27 protein-coding genes are annotated in these 19,652 nt (G+C 37.6%); 8 read left to right on the forward strand and 19 right to left on the reverse strand.

What is annotated here, in order from left to right:
* The first annotated feature begins 12 nt into the window (after nucleotides 1-12).
* Nucleotides 13-474: a DUF4268 domain-containing protein gene (locus tag ACN9MR_RS02660; RefSeq protein WP_426328131.1), complete on the forward strand. Its 462-nt coding sequence runs from the start codon at nucleotides 13-15 to the stop codon at nucleotides 472-474.
* On the opposite strand, the gene ACN9MR_RS02665 is transcribed toward ACN9MR_RS02660, so the two are convergent.
* Nucleotides 471-1,625: a tetratricopeptide repeat protein gene (locus ACN9MR_RS02665; protein ID WP_426328132.1), complete on the reverse strand. Its 1,155-nt coding sequence runs from the start codon at nucleotides 1,623-1,625 to the stop codon at nucleotides 471-473. The two genes, ACN9MR_RS02660 and ACN9MR_RS02665, sit on opposite strands and share 4 nt — an antisense overlap.
* Nucleotides 1,626-1,758: 133 nt before the next feature.
* Between ACN9MR_RS02665 and ACN9MR_RS02670 the strand changes: the two genes are divergently transcribed.
* The 4 genes from ACN9MR_RS02670 to ACN9MR_RS02685 all read left to right on the forward strand — a co-directional run bounded on the left by ACN9MR_RS02670 (nucleotide 1,759) and on the right by ACN9MR_RS02685 (nucleotide 3,814).
* Nucleotides 1,759-2,055, forward strand: coding sequence for a hypothetical protein (locus tag ACN9MR_RS02670; RefSeq protein WP_029277458.1), 297 nt, complete (start codon nucleotides 1,759-1,761; stop codon nucleotides 2,053-2,055).
* A gap of 12 nt (nucleotides 2,056-2,067) precedes the next feature.
* On the forward strand, nucleotides 2,068-2,658 hold the full coding sequence (locus ACN9MR_RS02675; protein ID WP_057932575.1) for a porin family protein: 591 nt from the start codon (nucleotides 2,068-2,070) through the stop codon (nucleotides 2,656-2,658).
* Nucleotides 2,659-2,825: 167 nt separating this feature from the next.
* The gene (locus ACN9MR_RS02680; RefSeq protein WP_426328133.1) at nucleotides 2,826-3,245 is read left to right on the forward strand and encodes an organic hydroperoxide resistance protein; all 420 of its coding nucleotides are present in this window, start codon (nucleotides 2,826-2,828) and stop codon (nucleotides 3,243-3,245) included.
* Between the two features lie 134 nt (nucleotides 3,246-3,379).
* A complete protein-coding gene (locus ACN9MR_RS02685; RefSeq protein WP_426330213.1) occupies nucleotides 3,380-3,814 on the forward strand; it encodes a MarR family winged helix-turn-helix transcriptional regulator in 435 nt (144 codons plus the stop codon).
* 31 nt (nucleotides 3,815-3,845) lie between these two features.
* On the opposite strand, the gene ACN9MR_RS02690 is transcribed toward ACN9MR_RS02685, so the two are convergent.
* From ACN9MR_RS02690 to ACN9MR_RS02725, 8 genes are all read right to left on the reverse strand, one after another.
* Nucleotides 3,846-4,769, reverse strand: a complete 924-nt coding sequence (locus tag ACN9MR_RS02690) for a YihY/virulence factor BrkB family protein (RefSeq protein WP_426328134.1) — start codon at nucleotides 4,767-4,769, stop codon at nucleotides 3,846-3,848.
* A gap of 75 nt (nucleotides 4,770-4,844) precedes the next feature.
* Nucleotides 4,845-5,243: an META domain-containing protein gene (locus ACN9MR_RS02695; RefSeq protein ID WP_426328135.1), complete on the reverse strand. Its 399-nt coding sequence runs from the start codon at nucleotides 5,241-5,243 to the stop codon at nucleotides 4,845-4,847.
* 77 nt (nucleotides 5,244-5,320) lie between these two features.
* Nucleotides 5,321-5,845, reverse strand: a complete 525-nt coding sequence (locus tag ACN9MR_RS02700) for a GNAT family N-acetyltransferase (protein ID WP_426328136.1) — start codon at nucleotides 5,843-5,845, stop codon at nucleotides 5,321-5,323.
* Between the two features lie 38 nt (nucleotides 5,846-5,883).
* Nucleotides 5,884-6,057 carry a DinB family protein gene (locus ACN9MR_RS02705; protein ID WP_426328137.1) on the reverse strand — a complete coding sequence of 58 codons (174 nt, stop codon included), beginning with the start codon at nucleotides 6,055-6,057 and terminating at the stop codon, nucleotides 5,884-5,886.
* A 3-nt stretch (nucleotides 6,058-6,060) separates the two neighbouring features.
* Nucleotides 6,061-6,387, reverse strand: a complete 327-nt coding sequence (locus ACN9MR_RS02710; protein ID WP_426328138.1) for a DinB family protein — start codon at nucleotides 6,385-6,387, stop codon at nucleotides 6,061-6,063.
* 48 nt (nucleotides 6,388-6,435) lie between these two features.
* Nucleotides 6,436-6,786 carry a DHCW motif cupin fold protein gene (locus ACN9MR_RS02715; protein ID WP_426328139.1) on the reverse strand — a complete coding sequence of 117 codons (351 nt, stop codon included), beginning with the start codon at nucleotides 6,784-6,786 and terminating at the stop codon, nucleotides 6,436-6,438.
* Nucleotides 6,787-6,837: 51 nt separating this feature from the next.
* Complete coding sequence (locus tag ACN9MR_RS02720) at nucleotides 6,838-7,380, reverse strand: DUF4199 domain-containing protein (protein ID WP_426328140.1); 543 nt, start codon at nucleotides 7,378-7,380, stop codon at nucleotides 6,838-6,840.
* A gap of 205 nt (nucleotides 7,381-7,585) precedes the next feature.
* Nucleotides 7,586-8,059 carry a response regulator transcription factor gene (locus ACN9MR_RS02725; protein WP_426328141.1) on the reverse strand — a complete coding sequence of 158 codons (474 nt, stop codon included), beginning with the start codon at nucleotides 8,057-8,059 and terminating at the stop codon, nucleotides 7,586-7,588.
* 257 nt (nucleotides 8,060-8,316) lie between these two features.
* On the opposite strand from ACN9MR_RS02725, the gene ACN9MR_RS02730 reads away from it, so the two are divergent.
* Nucleotides 8,317-9,105, forward strand: coding sequence for a hypothetical protein (locus tag ACN9MR_RS02730; RefSeq protein WP_426328142.1), 789 nt, complete (start codon nucleotides 8,317-8,319; stop codon nucleotides 9,103-9,105).
* Between the two features lie 29 nt (nucleotides 9,106-9,134).
* Entirely contained in the window at nucleotides 9,135-9,878 is a 744-nt protein-coding gene (locus ACN9MR_RS02735) for a hypothetical protein (RefSeq protein WP_426328143.1), read from the forward strand.
* 20 nt (nucleotides 9,879-9,898) lie between these two features.
* Here ACN9MR_RS02735 and ACN9MR_RS02740 read toward each other — a convergent pair whose 3' ends face one another.
* The 6 genes from ACN9MR_RS02740 to ACN9MR_RS02765 all read right to left on the reverse strand — a co-directional run bounded on the left by ACN9MR_RS02740 (nucleotide 9,899) and on the right by ACN9MR_RS02765 (nucleotide 13,084).
* A complete protein-coding gene (locus ACN9MR_RS02740; RefSeq protein ID WP_426328144.1) occupies nucleotides 9,899-10,507 on the reverse strand; it encodes an alpha-ketoglutarate-dependent dioxygenase AlkB family protein in 609 nt (202 codons plus the stop codon).
* The gene (locus ACN9MR_RS02745; protein ID WP_426328145.1) at nucleotides 10,483-10,731 is read right to left on the reverse strand and encodes an Ada metal-binding domain-containing protein; all 249 of its coding nucleotides are present in this window, start codon (nucleotides 10,729-10,731) and stop codon (nucleotides 10,483-10,485) included. Before ACN9MR_RS02745 ends, ACN9MR_RS02740 begins: the two co-directional genes overlap by 25 nt.
* A gap of 6 nt (nucleotides 10,732-10,737) precedes the next feature.
* Nucleotides 10,738-11,577: a methylated-DNA--[protein]-cysteine S-methyltransferase gene (locus ACN9MR_RS02750; RefSeq protein WP_426328146.1), complete on the reverse strand. Its 840-nt coding sequence runs from the start codon at nucleotides 11,575-11,577 to the stop codon at nucleotides 10,738-10,740.
* A gap of 80 nt (nucleotides 11,578-11,657) precedes the next feature.
* Nucleotides 11,658-12,191 (reverse strand): MepB family protein, encoded by a 534-nt coding sequence (locus ACN9MR_RS02755; protein ID WP_426328147.1) that lies wholly within the window; start codon nucleotides 12,189-12,191, stop codon nucleotides 11,658-11,660.
* A gap of 89 nt (nucleotides 12,192-12,280) precedes the next feature.
* Entirely contained in the window at nucleotides 12,281-12,619 is a 339-nt protein-coding gene (locus ACN9MR_RS02760) for a n-acetylglutamate synthase (protein WP_426328148.1), read from the reverse strand.
* A 99-nt stretch (nucleotides 12,620-12,718) separates the two neighbouring features.
* Nucleotides 12,719-13,084 (reverse strand): hypothetical protein, encoded by a 366-nt coding sequence (locus tag ACN9MR_RS02765; protein ID WP_426328149.1) that lies wholly within the window; start codon nucleotides 13,082-13,084, stop codon nucleotides 12,719-12,721.
* Between the two features lie 240 nt (nucleotides 13,085-13,324).
* Here ACN9MR_RS02765 and ACN9MR_RS02770 point away from each other — a divergent pair, with 240 nt between their 5' ends.
* Entirely contained in the window at nucleotides 13,325-13,672 is a 348-nt protein-coding gene (locus ACN9MR_RS02770) for a single-stranded DNA-binding protein (RefSeq protein ID WP_426328150.1), read from the forward strand.
* Between the two features lie 55 nt (nucleotides 13,673-13,727).
* Here the strand turns inward: ACN9MR_RS02770 and ACN9MR_RS02775 are convergent, their stop codons facing one another.
* The 4 genes from ACN9MR_RS02775 to ACN9MR_RS02790 all read right to left on the reverse strand — a co-directional run bounded on the left by ACN9MR_RS02775 (nucleotide 13,728) and on the right by ACN9MR_RS02790 (nucleotide 19,644).
* On the reverse strand, nucleotides 13,728-15,779 hold the full coding sequence (locus ACN9MR_RS02775; RefSeq protein WP_426328151.1) for a TonB-dependent receptor: 2,052 nt from the start codon (nucleotides 15,777-15,779) through the stop codon (nucleotides 13,728-13,730).
* An 81-nt stretch (nucleotides 15,780-15,860) separates the two neighbouring features.
* A complete protein-coding gene (locus tag ACN9MR_RS02780) occupies nucleotides 15,861-17,180 on the reverse strand; it encodes a PQQ-dependent sugar dehydrogenase (protein ID WP_426328152.1) in 1,320 nt (439 codons plus the stop codon).
* Nucleotides 17,181-17,594: 414 nt separating this feature from the next.
* Entirely contained in the window at nucleotides 17,595-18,167 is a 573-nt protein-coding gene (locus ACN9MR_RS02785) for a hypothetical protein (RefSeq protein WP_426328153.1), read from the reverse strand.
* A 130-nt stretch (nucleotides 18,168-18,297) separates the two neighbouring features.
* Complete coding sequence (locus ACN9MR_RS02790; RefSeq protein WP_426328154.1) at nucleotides 18,298-19,644, reverse strand: ankyrin repeat domain-containing protein; 1,347 nt, start codon at nucleotides 19,642-19,644, stop codon at nucleotides 18,298-18,300.
* Between the last annotated feature and the right edge of the window lie 8 nt (nucleotides 19,645-19,652).

The raw sequence follows: 19,652 nt of genomic DNA on the forward strand, positions 1-19,652 counted from the left end.
CCTTAAAAATAAATGTACAGTAAAGAAGAAGCAGCACGCCTGCGCCAACAGTTTTGGATCAGTTTCGGGCAATACATGAAACCCGTCCCTTCGGCGAGTGGTTCTACCGTAAACTGGACAAACTATAAAACAGGGGTTAAAAATATCTTCTTTAAAATGGATGTTGATGGTAAAAAGGCCTTTATCAGCATTCAGCTATCACATCCCGATGCTGACATCAGGCATCTTATCTTCGAACAATTTGAAGAATTTAAGCTTCTGTTTACCAATACGGTCAGCGAAGAATGGGACTGGATTAAAGATGCAACCGATGATTTCGGTAAAACGGTCTCACAGATTTCGATCAGCATTACAGGAGTGAGCATTTTTAATCAACAGCACTGGCCTACGTTAATTTCCTTTTTTAAACCCAGAATAATTGCTTTAGATGAATTTTGGGATAATGTAAAACCTGTTTTCGAAGATCTGGTCTAATCGGCCAGATTTAGCTGTGCAATCCGATCCTTTGAAAATTTAATTTCTTCTTTATCATCGATTAAGCTGGGCTTGCTTTTTAGATAAAGGTTATAATATTTTAGTGCATTTTTTTCCTGTTTTAAACGGGTATCGTAAAATACAGCCAAACGATAATATAAAGTAGACGTGGCTTTAAACTGCAGGCCTTTTTTATATGCGGCGTTTGCCAATGTAAACTGACTGTTTTCTTCATAAACCATTCCCAACAGCGAATAATAGCTTGAAGTATTGGGTGAAATGGCCTCATCGATAGTTTTTTTAGTATAAATAGCCGCCTGCAGATAATTTTTTAAAGCCCGGTAACTGAGTGATGTGTAATATAAAGTTGCCTCATTTCCCATCGCTGCTGCCTCCAGTTGTTTAAAAAGATCGATTGCTTTTTGATATTTTTTGGTATAATAATAAGCCTTTGCAACATCTCTTATCACTCCTGCATCGGCACCATCTTTCAACAGTTTCTCTCCCGATGCAATCACTTCGCTGTACTTTTTAAGTTGATTGGCTATCGGAAGTTTCGCCCTTTGCAGCACCAGGTTGTCACTGTCTCCTTTAATGGCAATATTCAGTACATCATAAGCTTTTTCATATTGCTGATAAGCAGCATGCACCTCAGCAAGATCGGCAGCAACATCGCCCTCTAGCGGATTGATCAGATTAGCCTTTAAGAGGTATATGAGCTTAAGCGAATCATCTTTTGGAGAACTGTACAAATTGGCCAGCAATTTATATACGTTAAAGTTATTGCTGTCTATTTTTACAATTTCACCGTAATAGAGTTTAGCTTTTTCGGTATTGCCTCTTTTGGTATTAATATTACCTAGACTGAAAAGAATAGGTAGGCTCTGCGGTTGTAGTGCATAGGCCTTGACGTAAAATTTCTCGGCTTCTACATTATTACCGGCCATTAAAAAACAATAACCAATCTGGCTGAGGGTTTTGAAATCGTTCACCTCTTCGCCGTAAATACTTTTGAGGTATTGAGCAGCATCGGCATAACGTTGAGTCTGATAAAAATCGAAAAGTTTCTCCTTGTCAACAGCGCTCGTATTTTGTGCATAAGCCGCTAAACTTAAACCAAATAAAACCAATAGTGTAAGAAGCTTTTTCATCGTGGATAATTTTGAACTAATTTATTAGTTGTTTTTGATATTTCCAAATCTGTTTTGCCAAAAGATTGGCGAAATAAAACAAAACCAGCGCTAAGGGGTTTATAAGAAATAGTTTAACTAAAAATAAGAACCTATGAATACTTTAAAGAAGTTTGAATTAATGGAAAAGATTGTGCGTGAATTGGAAGATTTGCAAAACTCTCAGCAGGCACTTATTCAGAAAATTGGTAAAATTGAAGTTGATAATATCGAATTGGGCGATAACCGCCTGGAAAAAGATTTACCGGATATTCATCAAAATTTAGCCGATAACTTAGATACTATTTCGGGAATTTTAGATTACTTTGCAGGTAAAACACAAAACTTTGGTGATAAAAACAATGTTGATGCTTTAAAAGAACAAGAAGCCATTAACAACGCCACCAGCTAAAATTAATCGCATATGAAATTTTTATCTTTAACCGTTGCCTTTTTGCTTGTTGGCTTATTTGCCAGCGCACAGGTATTGCCATCTTTCCAGCTGGGCATTAAAGCTGGTGCAAATTTTTCGAAATTTGACAGTGAAAACACTTTTAACAGTAACAACCGCGCTGGTTTTTACGGTGGTCTTTGGGCCAGGGTAGGTGCAGCAGGCGTTTACTTCCAACCTGAACTTTATGTATCGGGAAAGAAAGCAGATTTAGTAAGTGAGTCAACGGGGGAGGTAAATAAAGTGCGTTTTACAAGTTTAGATGTGCCATTATTGGTAGGTACTAAGTTTGGTGCTGCTGGTATTGGACTCCGTTTAAACACCGGGCCGATGTTTTCGTTAATATTAGATGAAAATCAAAGTTTTGGTCAGGCTGCAGGAAGCGTTTTCAGGGCCGACTTTAAAAATCAGGCTTTAGCTTGGCAGTTTGGAGCAGGTTTAGACCTTAAAAAACTAAGCTTTGATGCGCGTTACGAACTCGGCTTATCAAAAATTAATAAAGCAGGTTATCCTGGTACTAAGTTGAACTTATTTACTGTTGGGTTGGGTTATCGGATTTTGTAAGCCTACTTATTAAAAAATTAAAAGGTGTTCATTAACTAGTGGACACCTTTTTTTGTGCCCAATATTTTAAAGAAATAAGTTTTAGCAATAAAATTTGTTTCTAATAAATAGATATTTATATTTGTATCGTAAACGATATAGTCGTTTACGATTTAAAAAAGCATAATATGAAAACGTTGTATGAAACTAGTGCTACCGTAACCGGTGGCCGTAATGGAAAAATAACAAGTGAAAATGGCGCATTGGAATTGGAAGTTAGAATGCCAAAAGAATTGGGTGGAAGCGAACAAGGCTATACCAACCCAGAACAACTTTTTGCTGCAGGCTATGCAGCTTGCTTTGATAGTGCACTTAATTTAGTTATGGGCCAGGCAAAAGTTAAACCTGAAGAACCTTCTACAGTTAAAGCAAATGTTGCTCTTCATTCGAATGGGCAGGGAGGTTTTGTACTTGGTGTATCGCTACAGGTACATATACCAGGAGTTGAGATGGTGCAAGCTCAGCAACTGGTAGAAAAAGCCCATACAATTTGTCCATATTCTAACGCCACCCGCGGAAACATCGATGTTAAGCTGGAAGTAATTTAATAGAATCAAAATGAAATCGTTATTGTGCATCCCGCAATAACGATTTTTCGATGATTAGGCACATGATAGAAAATTTCAGTTAAAAATTATTTACTTAGCTGAATATTTTGTTATTCTTAGTAAAGAAAGTTGTGATGGAAATAAATGATGCTATTAAACTCGAAAATCAATTGTGCTTCCCGCTTTATGCTGCTTCCAGGTTGGTAACTAAATGTTATCAGCCAGTACTTGATAGTTTGGGAATTACCTATCCGCAGTATCTTGTGCTAATGGTGCTTTGGGAAACTGATTCGGTTAGTTTAACGGTGCTTTCACAAAAATTGATGTTACAATCGAATACTTTGACCCCGTTGCTTAAGCGGATGCAGGAAACTGGATTGGTTGAACGCGTTAGGTCTTTAAAAGATGAAAGGAGTATTGTAATATCCCTGACAGAAAAAGGCAGTGCTTTAAAAGAAAAGGCGCCTGTATTGCGTGCTCAGCTGGGTGATAATCTCGGTGTGAGCCTTGAAGAAACTAACCAGTTAAAAAGCCTTCTTGATAAGTTAATTTTCAACCTGAACAAATAAGTAATTTAGTAATCGCTCGTTCCAAGCCGAATTAATTCTCTTTTTCCAATTCAACCTCGGTTAGTTCGTAAGCAAACGACCCGTTTTTGGGTATAATTGGTGTTGCCCTGCCAATGCTGAGCGCTTTAATAAAAGATGCACCAAAATAAAATATCAACGAAGAGTAGAATACAAAAAGCATAATTACAATAATCGACCCCGCTGACCCATAGATATTGCTGATGTTACTCAGCGGCAATAAAATTCTTAAAATATACTTTCCTGCCGTAAAAAGGCATCCTGTTAACAAGCCTCCAGAAATTGCTGCGCGCCAAGTAGGACGACCATTGGTTAAATACCTGAAAAGTATAGTAAACCAGGTGGTTACGATGAATACAAAAACCAATTGGTTGATTATGGAAGTCAAAATCAATTCGAAAGAAGGGGCACCGTTTTTTAGATAGGCACCAATATAAGCCTGCACACTATCGGCCAGTAAACCGATAAAAAATAATATGCCCGCAAATAAGATAATCGTAACGGAAATAGCCCTCGATTTAAGGGTGTTAATAATCCCTTTTTTATCTTTTTGGCCAATGTTCCAGATCTGCTCTAAAGAGTTTTTAATCACATTGAATAGGGTGGTGGCTACAAAAAGAAAAAATATAAAACTGAACAAAGTAACATACCAGGCCTGATCGATACCACGGATATTCCTTAGGGTTGTTCTGATCTGTAAAATACTCTCATTGTCGAGAATACTGGCCAACCGTTCGAAAAGGTGTGTAGCCAATAAGCGCCTATCGGTAAACATACCAAACAGCCTGATGAGGATAATTAATATTGGAGGTAAGGCGAAATTGGTAAAAAAAGCAGTAGCGCCGGCCAGGCGTAAGGGATCATTCTGCTGAAATAAATTAAATGCTTTCCTTATGGTTGAGAAAAAAAACTTCAGATCTTCTGTTATCGATGGCATCACTCCTGCGTTAAACTCAAAAGGCCGAAAATAGTAAAAATACTTTAGTCAGCCTTTTTTATGCATGTAAAGATTCTAGTTTGTTTTGCTGAAAACCAGTAAGGTTTTATCGCCATTCAGCAGATATAGTTTGTTATCAGTTATTTTAGCACCATTAACCTGATTAAGGGCATGTAAGTAAGCGCGTTCGGCTGCGTCAGTTTCCTGACAGAACATTTTTGTGCTAAAAACATTTTTAACAGTTATTTTATTATCTGCAATTTCTCCCTTGCCGCCGTAATTGTTACAAAACGATTTTCCGTTGATTTTAAGGCTATCGGCAAAGTTTAGCGTTGCTTTTGCAGTTGTGGGTAAAGTTAAACCTGGCAGCGTTGTTAACTCCCATTTGGTATTGGTAAAGCTCGCCGGATCTAATTTTTCTTTACAAGAACTCAATAATAAGAGCAGCATTCCACAGAAGATTAGGTGTTTCATAATGTAAGGTTTAAATGATTTTCCTTTTTAGCATCAAAAACTAAACCATAAAATGACAAAACTGCTTTTTGAAAGTGCTAAATTGGTTTTTCAACCTTCATCCAGTGGTGTTTTATGCCATGGTAATCGAAAATAGAGATCCGTTTTAAGCCTACTTTTTCCAGAACATGGATAGACCCCAGGTTATCGATATCTGCTATGCCAATGATTTCACTTAGATTTAGTTCATTAAAACCATAGTCCCGTGCCGCCATTGCAGTTTCTGTAGCATAGCCCTTGCCCCAAAACCGTTTAATAAACCGATAGCCCAGATCGTAATAATTAATATGGCTATTGGTAGATTCTTTAATTAGTTTTAAGCCAGACCAGCCCACGAAATTGCCCGTTGTTTTTTCGATAACAGCCCATCTGCCAATACCGTTTTCGATATATTGTTTTCTGATAAATTCGATTTCTGCGATACTTTGCCCGATTGATTTTACAGGCTTATTACCGAGATAAAGATGCACTTCGGGGTCGCCATCCATTTCAAACATATCCTCAGCATCTGTAGGTAGCAATTCGCGTAAAATTAAACGTTCAGTTTCGGCAAAAATCTTCATTTATAATCTTTTGTTCAAAATTAAGATATTTCTGAACCTTATCTAAGACTGTCTTCATAAATGGGCCCATACATATTTGGCACCTTATTCCCTGTTGAGCGCAGGTATACAATCATTTCGCCCCGATGGTGATAAATATGGTTCATTAAAAAGCCACGTATTACCTGGATCCTGGGCATGGGCTGGAGAACCGTTTTACCTCCGGCGGTCATTTTTCAGTCTTCGAACATGCTTTTGTCGGTGGCCGCTTCGATACTCTCTTTAGCCCTGTTAAAGGCCCGTTCAAATTTGCCTATAATGTTTTCGATATCGCTGATATCTACCTCGTCACGCTTATAGGTATCCATGTTAAATTCGTTACCATGAAAAGTTCCGGGATACCAATCGTAGATTTCAGCAATGTGCGATGCCAATTGGGCCGTAGTCCAGGAGTGCGCTGAGGGTATAAAATCCAAAGCACTGTTTGGTATTGCGTTTAAAAGTTTGCGGGTGTTTTCTGCTTCATGAAGAAATTCACCCAAAAGTGATTTAACCAGCATCATTTTATTTTTTATAATAACTGTGAAATGAGGTGTAGTTAATAAGTCACCTTAAGTGTCTTTTGGTTTTAAAAAATTGCCATCAATGATTAAAAGTTTCACGCTTTCCTGCGATACTGACCGGTGTGAACTTAAATCGTCAGAAATCACATATGTCATCCCCGTGCTAAGTGCGAATGTTGCTCCATCCTCCATTTCGCTTACAAAGCTACCCGCCAAACAATGTACAATGTGGCCTTTCTGGCACCAATGATCGGCAAGGTAGCCTGCAGAGTAGGTTACAATCCTGATCCTTAAGCCGTTAAGGTTTAAGGTTTGCCATGTTGCTGTGCCTGTTTCGCCAGTGTATTCTACTTTTTCTATCTGGTTCCAATCTATATTGGTAAAGGGTATCGTATACATAGCTGTTTTTAATGGCTTAAATTAATAAAAGGAGATCAGATTAACGGTATCTTAAGCGGTTTTTACACTTAACGGAGTGTCCGGTTTTCTTTTCAGAATGAGTGCTGCTACCAATGAGATCAATATCCCTACAGGTAGAATTTCCATATAGGTAAATAGAACCACCATGATCGGGTTTTTGTACATTTCCTGACTAGAAGCCAGTTCTTTTGTTTTTGTTGCCAACTCAGCCGCTGATGCACCACCTGCTTTAGCTTCCCTTAATACCTGGGCAACATATTTATCCATAAAATCAGGCATAAATACGTAATAATCAATCAACCAGACAATAACATATATGGTAGAAGCCACCAAACTGATCAATGCACCGATTTTAAATGCTTTGCCGAAAGTGATTAATCCATTGTTATACTTATCGCGGTAGTTTTTTATGCCAACAAAAATAAAGGAAAAAGCCAATACCATTGAGGCATAGCCGATAAGCATACTATGCTCAAGGTTCGGGTCGCTATAACATCTCGCCATAGAGAGCACCATCAAGGTTGATACAATTAAGCCGGCGATTAATCCAAATACAATTACGTTCTTTTTCATCAGTATATAGTTTGTTTTTTAATTGTGACGAAGCTATCATGAGCAATATTCATCTCTGTCTGTGAGCGTTTGCTCATGATGGTTTCATCTGTTTATAATTTTAAGAGGTTTACACCACAAAATTGCTTCGATTATTTTTTTTAACCCTCATACTTTAGGGTGATTTTTCAGATCGGTAGCTTTTTAATACTTATGTGTTAGTCCATTAAGGGATAATACTGAGTCTTTTTGCTGTTTCTATGGCCTGTGTTCTGCGTTTAACTTCCAGTTTTTCGAAAAGCCTGGCGTTGTGTGTTTTTATGGTGTTTAAAGAAACAAATAACTTTAACGCAATTTCCTGGTTGCTTAAACCTGCAGACATGAGCTGCAAAACCTCCAGCTCTCTTTTGCTGATGTTGAGTTTGGTCAGTTCTTTTTCGTTGAGGATAAATGTTTCAGGCTTTCCGGTAAAAACTTCTTTTTCGATCAGTATGGTTTTGGGCCTGGTTAATTTAAGCGCGAGCCAAATGCCCAAAGCCGTAAAAATAACGGCTATCGAACCAGCATAAATTTCGAAGGCATGGTTGATGATAATAAAACGAAGTTCAAGCCACTTCAGCAAAAACAGTAGTGCAGCCAGGAAAACCCCATATAAGATTACGCTTTTATTTTTAGCGAGAAAATTCGGTGTGTTTGCCATTGGTTATCTGTTAGTCAAAAATAAGGAATTTAGTCTGAAGTAGTTAAATTCTGCCTCCGAAACACAGAAAGTAAGGAGTTTGAATCTGAAGAGAAGCAAATGCCAGAGGCTATGGTCTTTATAATTAACCAATAGTAGAATAACGGTACAAACACAATCTCTTGCGCTTTTTAAGCAAATGCGGTAATTTTCTGGTGACTTTGATAAAATAAGCGCAATAAAGATTATAAATTAGCAAAAAATAAATAGCTATACCTATGAAAATTACGCTTTATGCACTCTTACTTTCCGTTGTTTTATTTGGCTGCGGTAAAACTGAAAAAGCCTACAAGGCAAGACCGTTTGCTGCCAGTGACGATTTTAATGTTTTTCCGAAATCGAAGAAAAATGTACTTACTATTTTAAAAACAGATTCTGGTGCTGTTGCAGCAGCCGATCGCTTTGCCATTCAATATAAAGATACCACTATTATTGTTGACGATGCTCCAAACGCCGCTGCGCAGAAATTTATTGTTGCATCATTCATCAACACACAAAGAACAGCTGTATTAGTACAGGTAGCTAATGAAACAGGTAAAATGGCTCCGTTTTATATCATTTCTGTTAATGATGGAAAAACCGAGGTGGTGAGCTTGAATAAACCATCAAAAGGTGCTGAAGATAAAAAATATACAAACGGTTTAGAAGAATTAACACGTAGTAATATTTTGGTGAATAACGATTTTTTTATCACGACTATAAATTCAAGGGTTTACCCTATTAAGAGACAAAATCCTGACGAACGTATCCAGGGGAAATTTTTTATGTATTCTAGCGATAAAACCACGCTCGCTTTTTTAACTGCTAATTCTTTATACCAGGTAAATACGGCAACGGGCGAAACTTTTAACCTGCCTTTACCAGCAGCATTAATAAATGAACCTGAAACCCTTGTAGGAAATATTCAAAGAGATTATACCTGGGTAGCTAATGCAAACGGAACATCTTTCTTAAAGAAAAATGCTGATGATGACCGCATTGTAGATATTAAGGAGTTTAAGCACTAGTTATTGCTTATTCCATTTAGGTATAGATAATGAATTTTTACGACAGGTATAAAAACGGAGAATCGCATAGCGTTTATGCCGATATTGAAAAATTAGGAGAAGAGGCATTTTCTCCTAATTACTATCCTGATGTTGAAAAAGTATTGATTGAGACTTTCCAACGGGTTAGGTTCAATCTTGAGATTATCTACAAAGAACTTAAGAATATTGATTACGTTTTCTGGGCAGATGAGACGGGAAATGACGAAGCATTATTGATGCCCTTTTCTAATACGAACGAACTACTTAATATATTAGAGCAGAACATAGAACCGGTAGGTAAACTACCAGTATCGATGAAAATGTTTTATCAAATTGTTGGCTCGTGCAATTTTGCGTGGAATTACCAAGATGATCCAGATATTCTATGGGAGATGGCAGATCCTATTCAGGTAGCGCCTTTAACCGACTGTGTTTCGCAGGTAACCGATCAATACTGGCTGGAAGAAATGGAAGAATACATTCAGGATGATGATTTTGGCTTTGCATTTCTGGAGCTATCTGCTGACGATCTTCATAAGGATAATGTTAGCGGTGGCCCTCCGTATGCATTGCAGTTAAATAAGGAAAAAAGTATTGATAGTAAGTTTTTAAATGAACCTAATGACACAACATTTATCAACTATTTGAGAATCTGTTTCGAGAATTGTGGATTTCCAGGTATGCCTTATGCTGATAATAAGGTATTTCAGGAATTCTTTGATAAAGTAAAGCCTCAATTGCAGAAAATATAAGACATTTTAACTAGCCAAGGTTAAACAACCATTGTTCTAAAGGTGAGGTTTATCCTTGGTTTATTTACTTTTTTGGTTGTTGGAAGGCGGTGCAGCCAATTGGTTTGTGTTTCATCTTTCATCACCAATAAACTTCCATTTTCTAAAAATAAGGTTATCGTTTCTTTAGTTTTTTTGTGTTTGAAAAGAAATCTTCGTTCTGCACCGAAACTTAATGATGCAATGGCAGAATCTTTAGCTAAGGCCTTCTCGTCGTCACTATGGTATGCCATTCCTTCATCACCATTGTGATATAAATTAAGTAAGCAAGAGTTAAATGTTGTACCTGTTTGTTCCTCGGATATTTTTTTTAGCTCCAATAACTCCTTTGTCCATGGTAAGGCCATTTTTGATTTATTGGAGTAGGTATAAGAATAGGCTTCATCTCCGTACCAGGCTACTTTTCTTTTGGTAATGATGTGTTTACCCATAATAAAAGCTTCGTCATTCTTCCATTCAATAGTATTCATCAATACATTAAGATAATGATCGGCTTCCGATGCCTGGAATAATTTTCCATAATAATTTACTGTTCCATCGTATGGTAGCAGATTTTGGTTAACATCTATTGTGGTGTTGAATAAATCCATTGTTTATATGCTGTTTTTAAGCAATGCCCGCAAGGGCGGTAGCCATGTTGAAGTGCTTCATCTACAGAATGGAAAAATACACGGTTTTCTTTCTTCATCCGCTTTCCCGATCTGCATTTAAGTAGTCCGTAAATCTTCAACCTGGCATTTCCGCCAAGGCAAATATCTTTGTTTTTAAAATGTTTTTTGAGTTCTTCCGTTGAAATATCTGCATGTTTGATCATACGGCGTTAAACATTAGTTTTTGCGGCCTCCCAACCAATCATGGCTGTTTTTCTATTCACTCCCCAATGGTAACCGCCCAAGGCGCCACTTGATTGTATTACCCGGTGACAAGGAATAAGAAAGGCTACAGGATTATCGCCAATCGCCGTACCCACTGCCCTGGATGCATTAGGGTTTTGTAATTGTTCGGCAATGTTGCCATATGTAGCTAATTTGCCCATTGGGATTTTTAACAAAGCCTCCCAAACTTTTAACTGGAAATCCGTGCCTTTTAAATGCAGTTTAATCTGGTGCAATTTGCTCCAATCATGACTGAAGATATATAACGCATTTTGCTGTTCTTTATCCAATATCTGCTGATATTGAGCTGCTGGGAATTGGCGTTGCAAATTCGCCAAAGCAATGTTTTCGTCGTCATAAAAAGCGATATGGCAGATTCCTTTTGTGGTGCTGGCTACAATAATGTTACCGAACGGACTTTCTGCAAAACTATAATTGATGTGGAGGTTTTCGCCACCGTTTTTATATTCTCCGGGTGTCATCCCTTCAATGTTTACAAAGAGATCGTGCAGCCTGCTGGTTCCCGATAAGCCGGTTTCCAGTGCGGTATCGAATAAACTTTGATTTTCTTTCAGCATTTCTTTGGCATAACCAATGCTAATGTATTGTAAAAAGCGCTTAGGGGTAGTACCCGCCCATTCGCTGAATAATCTTTGGAAATGAAAAGGGCTTAAATTTACTTTCTCTGCAATTTCTTCTAAACCAGGCTGTGTTTTAAAATTCGCCTTGATATAGCCAATGGCTTCGGCTATACGATTGAAATTGATTTCTTCTTGTGCTTTCATGGTCTTGAATAATTTATATCCAAAAGTAGTTTGGAAAGAAACGGTAAACTACCCGAAACTTGCTAAGTTTAACCGGGATTTTAAAATTCTGTTTGTTTAATTCCATTGCCGATTAATTTCTTGGCCCTTGCCAGATCGATATTTTCATTGATGTCAATCTGAAGAAAATAAGGGGCTTGCCATTGCTGGGTTTTCTCTGCTTGTTTATTTGTTACTGTATCCCAGGGCGGATAAACCCTAATCCCTCTTTTGCCTTCTATTCCATTTTTGGTAATAATTTTATGTTGTACCAATATGGCTTTTGGAAAAATAAACTGGCCAGATCGGTCAACACTATTGGCAGATATTATTAATAGGTCAAATTCATCCTGATCATTAAACGGAGTAGTAATTCCTGCTTCATTTCGCTTCCATATGGTTACAAACTGCCCGGTTTTAGTTGGGGTGATTTTAGAAAGACGATGTTTGATTTTTAACCTGTTTAATTCAAAAGCACAGGCTACATATTCCCGACTTTCACTTTCTATTTGCAGATTATTTATTTGATAGCCTAATGGGTGGTAAACTAAATTTGATGCAGTTTGTAATATCAAGGGTAATTTAGTTATCGACATGTAGTTAAATAAAATAGGGGATGAAAGAAACTGAACGAAAATAAGGAGTTTTTATCTGATTGATCTTCGCTGCTTAGATAGCCTAGCCCTTATTGCTCTTCGATGATTGACTGCCCTTTCGATTTATCTCCTGATGTCCACTGCCAGGTTTCATGAAGTCTAATTTTGCCATTGGCTAACCGTTCTGGCTTTGAATGGCAAATCCCGGTCATGAGTTCCCCTTGATTATTTACCTGGTGATAGCGCATTTCGATGTTACCGCTTTCATCAACTAAGCCAATTAAATGACCAAAAATAATTTTTCCACCCGTATATTCAGCAGTAAGGATATTCCCAGTTTGTTTATATCTAAAAACGGTTTCATTAGATGTTTCACCATTTTCTGTATTATTGATGGGCTTAAAAAGCTTGTTGTTATAGTTTATCATAAGATGATAAAACTAATCATCTCCGCCAGAATAAAAAAATCACAGGATGAGCCTTCTACAATTTTAGGTGTTTAATCTATCAAACCAAAGCATTTTAAACTAGGCCAACCAAAGCTTTTCCTCTTTTTTTACCAGCAGGTACCTGTCTTCACCTAAAATTAGATAACCATATTCATAACAGAAAATGTATGTATTCCCATTTTGGGTTTCATAACTATAAGTATGGTATTCAAAATTAAAGCCTGCCGAAATTAGCTTTTTACCGGTAACCTTGGTTTTCCCATTTGGATTAAGTGCAGCAAGGATAGCACGATTCTTTCTGAGTATGCTATTTATCCTTTTAATCACCAGATTATCCTCAATCTTTAAACGATTGTTGTAATTGTTGCGGCAAGAATCATCGCAGTATTTTTTATCGGCCCTTCCTTTAATCAGGGTTCCGCAGTCTAAACATAAACGTTCCATAATAATTCTTTTTTTTATTATGGGATGATGACCTAATTTATAAATAAAATGGTGGAATAAAAAAAATATAAAACATCCACTTGAAGCTTTAAATACATGTTTTCCGTGTATAAACGTTTATAAACGACTATAAATGTTTACAATCCGACTAATTTTTGATGCAGTTCACAATTTTGTCCTGTCGGTTGTCGAGGTGATGACTGTTCGTTAAACATTTAGAAACTTAAAAATTTAAAGATCATGGAAAGTGCAATTAACAAAGTAGTATTGAGCGGATTTGCAGGAGCAGATGCAGAGATTAAAACTTTTGGAAATCAAAAATTAGCAAGGGTTAACCTGGCCATAAATGAAAGCTATAGAAATGCTGCAGGCGAGGACGTAAAAAGGGTACAATGGTTTAATTTAACTTTCTGGAATGCAAAAGCCGACATTGCCGAAGCTCAGGTTAAAAAGGGTACCGGTTTAAGGGTAGAGGGCAGGTTACAGGCTAATAGTTACGATGGTCATGACGGGAAAAAGCGTTATGGAGTAGATGTAGTGGTTAATGATGTGGTAATTAGAGAAAATGAAAAGCAGCAGGCTTTTTAGCTTGTAGCATAATCGCATCATGTAAATATTTGATTTATATGATGCGATTTAATGATTACAATTTAATAGAAAGGCCAGTATAAAAATTAATTCCTGGGGCTGGGTTAAAATACCTCCCATTTGCGGCATTTAAATCATTGCCTAAGCTGTAATCAACATTTAGTAGATTGTTTAAGCCTGCAAATAATTCGAGATGGGTTCTGCTTAACCTTAGGTTTTTTATTCCGGCTTTTGCTTCAACCAAATGATACCTTTTTGCAAAAACGGTATTCGCATCATTTAAAGGTATGGTAGAGGTGTAGTTGTGCTGAACGAATAGATAAAATGCTTTTGGAAAGTTAAACTCTAAACTACTAACCAAAATGTTCTCTGGAACACCGGTAAGTTTATTGCCGCTATAAGATATGCTGCCATTTACGAAATCTTCAAATCTGAAATGGCTGAGTGTATAATTGCTTCTCAGTTGCAGGCCCGTTAAAAAAGAAGAACTATTTCTGATGATCCAAATGGCTGCTTCCAGCTCAATTCCTTCCTGTTTTGTTCCACCTGCATTTATGAAGTATTCAGCGTCATTTTGATTTAACCTTCTTACAATAGCATTTTTTAACTCGTAATGAAATATATTTCCGTTGGCGTAAAAGCGGTTATTACCTGTTCTATACCTTAAGCCCAGTTCATAATTCCAACCTGACTCTGCTTGCAGGTCATTATTGATATTGTTATCAGATGACCTCACTTCTGCGATAGTAGGTGTGGAATAACCCTTACTTACCGAGGCCCTGACAGAGAGGTTGTTTGCGATTAAGTAAGATAATGCGGCCTTTGGCATAAATTGGGTATTAAACTTGCGCTCTCTCGTTGCAATTGTGACAGGGAAGTAGCTTTCATAATTGTAGCTGAAAAAGTTTAAACTCGATGCAAGTTCGATCAGAAATTTATTGTTGATGTCGAAGTTTAATCTGAAGTAAGCAAAATCCTGATCGGCTTTTAAGCGGTCTGAAGCCTGCATTGCAGTAGGCTCGCCGCCGTTGTTGTTAAAGTTTTTAATCTGACTTTTGGTTGCAGAACTTTCTAATCCAATCTGAGCATTAAATTTAATGTCTTCTTTTGCTTGGGCGTATTCTAAAAATGTTCTTAATCCAAGCGTACTTTCGTAGCGCTTTTCGTAATTGGTTATAAAGGGGTTCTTGAAATCGGTATAAGAGGTAAATAAAGCAATAACATGTTTTAAATGCCTGTTGATCTGGTACGAATTAGATATTCCCCCAAAAATAGTTTTATTGTAAATGGCAGCTTGCTGTGAAACGGCGCCAGGTAATGTTGGGGTTGCCGGACGGGCCAGTTTAGGATTTTGATCTAATTGTGCTGCCGTTAATCCACCTGGTGTTTCGTAATTTAAATCGCTGTAAAAAGCAAAAGCTTTTAAACTGCCAGCATTGCTATAATTCCATTGCTGCAGTGTTTGAAAATATTTTCTGCCCATTGCGCTGTTTTGTCTATACCCATCACTTCTCTGATATCCTTCGCTAAAACTGAAACTGTACTTTTTATATTGCTGTTTGATTGATGCCGTTTGATGCAAAAGACCATAAGAACCGCCAATAGCTGAAATATTAATTTCATTGTGGTTTATGATGGGAGGGTTAATCAAAATGGCACCACCTGTATTTGCACCAAAAATACTGGCTTCTGGTCCCTTATAAATCTCCATCATACCTACCGCAGAAACATCTAAGGCATTTAGGTAGGTATTTCCACCTGCATCAGTTAAGGGGAAATCATCAATGTAAATTTTAATATTTCGAATGCCAAAAGGAGATCGGAGTAAACTGCCACGGAGCGATAAACGATAGCTGCCTGGCGAACGCTCTTCCATTCTTACACCAGGAACAGTATTTAGGGTGCTCACTAAGGAGCTGTTCTGTTGATTTCCGATTAAACTGCTGTCAATCAAAGTTACGGCCGATACCGATCTTAGTAATGAATGCGAGTTGTAATAGCCTTTAACGGTAATTTCTTCGAGTTTTTTGGTCGAATCGGGTTTTATCGTTTGCGCTAAACCGGTAAGGGAAAATAAAGTCAAGAGTAGGGTAAGGTTCGGTTTCAATAGAATGATAATTGATGGTTTAACCACAGATTGGCAGATAAATTTAACGCATATTCTGCTAACCTGTGGTTATTTTGTAAACTATTTAGCAGCAACCCTCCAAATTATACCACTAACATCATCTGCAACCAATAATGCTCCATCAGGCGTTAAAGTAATGCCAACAGGCCTTCCGTAAACTTCTGCCTTGTCATTATCAGCCACAAAGCCAGTTAAAAAATCCTCTGGTTTTCCGATTGGTTTGCCATTTTTAAAGGGTACAAATGCTACTCTATAGCCAGAAATTACCGATCGGTTCCATGACCCATGTTGACCAATAAATGCACCTCCCTGGTATTTTTTTGGAAATTTTGTGCCTTTGTAAAAAGCTAGGCCCAAAGAGGCGGTATGTGCGCCTACTGCAACATCGGGCACAATTGCTTTTTTAACCAGTTCCGGGTTTTTACCTTTTAAGCGGGGATCCTCATTCTGACCAAAATAAGAATACGGCCAGCCATAAAAGGCCCCAGGTTTAACACTGGTAATATAATCGGGAACAAGGTCATCCCCCAATCCATCACGTTCATTTACAGCCGTCCAAAGCATGTTTGTAGCTGGCGCCCAGTCTACTCCCACGGGGTTACGCAAACCACTTGCATAAATTTTCTCACCTGTTCCATCTGGATTGATCTCCAGTATGTTAGCTCTTCTTGCCTCGTTTTCCATTCCATTTTCACCAACATTACTACCCGATCCAACGGTAATATAAATTTTGCTTTTATCAGCATTGGCAATTAAATTTCTTGTCCAATGATTGTTATATCCACCGGCCGGGAGACTTAGGATTTTTTTTCCTGTAGCTGTGATTTTGGTATCGCCGGTTTTATAAGGAAATTGCCACAAGCCATCGGTATTGGCTACATAAAATGAATTGTCAATAATCAGCATTCCATAAGGCTGATTGAGTCCGTTCAAAAAAGTGGTAACAGTTTCTGGCTTGCCATCTTTATTTTCATCGCGGTATAGTAAAATCGCGTTGGCGCTTTTACCGGGCACTTCAGATTTAGCTTTGCCGGTTACTGCATTGGCAACCGCTTCTACAGTGCTTCTTTCTGAATTAGAAAGTGCTACCAGTACATCCCCGTTAGGAGCTATATATGTATTGCGCGGGCTTTTAATGTTGGCTGCAAATCTGGTTACCACAAAACCCGCTGGGGCAATAGGTGTTTTTCCATCGGGCCAGCCAATTACCTTGCTAAATTTACTTTTCGCGGCATTGGTATCTGGGGCAGGTAAATCTATTGCCCCAGTTTTGGTTGTTATAGTCGTATCTTCTACCTGTTTTTGTGAGTTAGAATTGGATTGGCATCCAAAAAGGACTGCAGTTGAAAGCATTGATGCGTAAAAAAACTTGTTTTTCATGTTAACCGGTTTTTGATTAAAAATTTGTCTCAAAAAATATAACATCCAAAACGGAGAGAAGTTTTTGGCATGGGGATAATGGCCACAACGCTAAAATAATAAAAGGAAAGTACCCTGGAGTACCTTCCTGGAGAGCGCATATTATTTTCCCCGGTTCAATGCGATGATGATTAACAGGGAAGTACTTTTATATAATTCTTTTAGAATTAAGATATTACTTGAACAGCGAAAATCTGATCACAGAAAAGATGATTTACTTTTAAGTTTGTAGGATCGGAGCAAAGGAATTTGATCATAAATTTCCAGTTGTTAATTTGAAAACGATTAATTAAAACTAAATTACTGTATTACACCTAATTTTTTAGTTAAATTTTGTTAAATCGTTTCTAATTCAAGCCTGGATCTTTTCTAGGCTTATTTAACCAGATTTTCCTGCAATTTTTTCTCGATGTCTTTAGCGTTTAATATCAATGCAGAGAATTGAGGATCTGATTTTACCAGTAAAAATTTTCCGTTCGGAAGGATGATTGCCGAGGTGCCACAAGAAGTAATCTCTTTAAATAATAATTTTCTAAGAAAACCAGAATCGGTTTCTATTTCTAAACCTTTTGATTTAATTGGACTGAAACTTTTTCCTTCCTCTCGATATTGGTAAATGGCAACTTTTGGTCTGGCCTCTGCTTTTTCGAGAATGTTTTTTTGAAAAGCCCATCTTACATTGTTCAGGAATTCTGCGTTCTGATAGCTCAGGTCTCTCCAGCAGTCGTCTTTATTGAAATCGTATTTGATGATAATGGTATCTTTTATGGCCAGTCTTTGGTTTTCTTTTAAAAAAAGATGCAGGGAATCTATTTGTAAATCGGTTAATGTCCCCGCCTGATAACGTTTGGATTCATCCACATACAGTTTTGGCGAACAGCCATATGTCACAATAGCTATGATGATAAAGGCAAATGATTGCGATTTAATTCTGTTAAGATTCTTCATTTATGCGAGCATTAAAATTGAATTTTCCTGGCTTAACTTTAATCATTCGGCCAGGAAAATTATTAAACATAAATTTATAACTAAAATCTTAAGCCTTACAATATTTTGTCAGTTTTTACAGTTTGATCGTTTAACCTTTTAATATTTTAGCTTTTTCCGCATCAAATTCTTCCTGTGATAAAATTCCGGCATCGAGTAATTCTTTTAAATCTAATAATGCCTGTTTTTTCGCAGCCATATCATTTTTCGGAGCTTCATTAGTATTTTCTGTTGGCACTGTACTTGTTCCCCGTACATTTGGATTAGCTGGAAGGCCATATTTTAGCAAGAGTTCTGTAATTTCATTAAAGCCTTTTATGTTCGAATAATCTATTGCTTTCTGTTCCTTTACATTTACAATGGTAGGGTCGGCTGATTGTTCGAGTAAAAATTTTACCGCATCTTTTTTACCATTCGCAGCCGCGTAGTGTAAAGCGGTATTCCCGCTTTCATCCTGGATGTTCACATTCGCGCCCCTTTCTATTAATAGCTTTAACAAGCTTAAATGGCCACTTTTTGCCGCTACATGCAGCATGCTTTCGCCTCCGTAGTTGTAATTGTTATCGAAAGAGAAGCTGGCCGAAATGGAAATATTATTGGCGGTTTCTACCCATTCTAAATAGGAATACATTGAATCGTCGTTACCCGAAAGCGGTTTTGCATAGTTTACATCTACACCCTGGCTTAAAAATAAATCAACAATTTCTTTCTGGTTATTGGCGCAGGCATACCAGATGGGCGACAAGCCATCCTTTGATGAAACGAATACATCAGCACCTTTTTCTACCAATGTTTTGATGAGCATCCTGTTCGCATCATAACAGGCAATTAGCAAGGCCGATTCTCCAGCATGATTAATATGGTTGATATTTCCACCTTTTTCGAGAATAAGCTCAACTATTGGTGTGTTTTTAGATTTAACAGCAAATATTAAAGGTGAATCGCCATGTTTATTGGTGGTATTGATATTGGCGCCAAATTCCAATAATTTTTGAACAATTTCTTTGTTCCTCCAGCTGGCAGCAATAAGCAAAGGCGTTTCTGCCTCGTTATTTTCGCCATCAACTTCTAGACCTTGATTGAGGAGTTTTTCTAACACTTCAATTTGTCCGCTTTGTGCAGTAAGATGTAATAAGCTGTTGCCTTTAAAATCCTTAATGTCAACTCTTGCACCTTTATCTAAAAGAAATAATGCGGTTTGTTTCTGTTTTTGTAAACAGGCAAAGTATAATGGTGTTTCGCCAGCATGATCTTCGTAATCTAAAACTGCCCCACGATCTATTAAAATCTGTACAAGGTCTAAATATCCACGGTGGGCGGCATAATGGAGGGCTGTTCTGCCTTTTTCATCTGTATAACCTACCTCTACCTCTTGGTTGGCCAATAAAAGTTCGGCTATTTTGCGTTTGCCGCTTTCGCAGGCAATAATAAATGACATCGACATAT

It is taken from the genome of Pedobacter sp. R-06 (assembly GCF_049913135.1).
GTDB lineage: Bacteria > Bacteroidota > Bacteroidia > Sphingobacteriales > Sphingobacteriaceae > Pedobacter.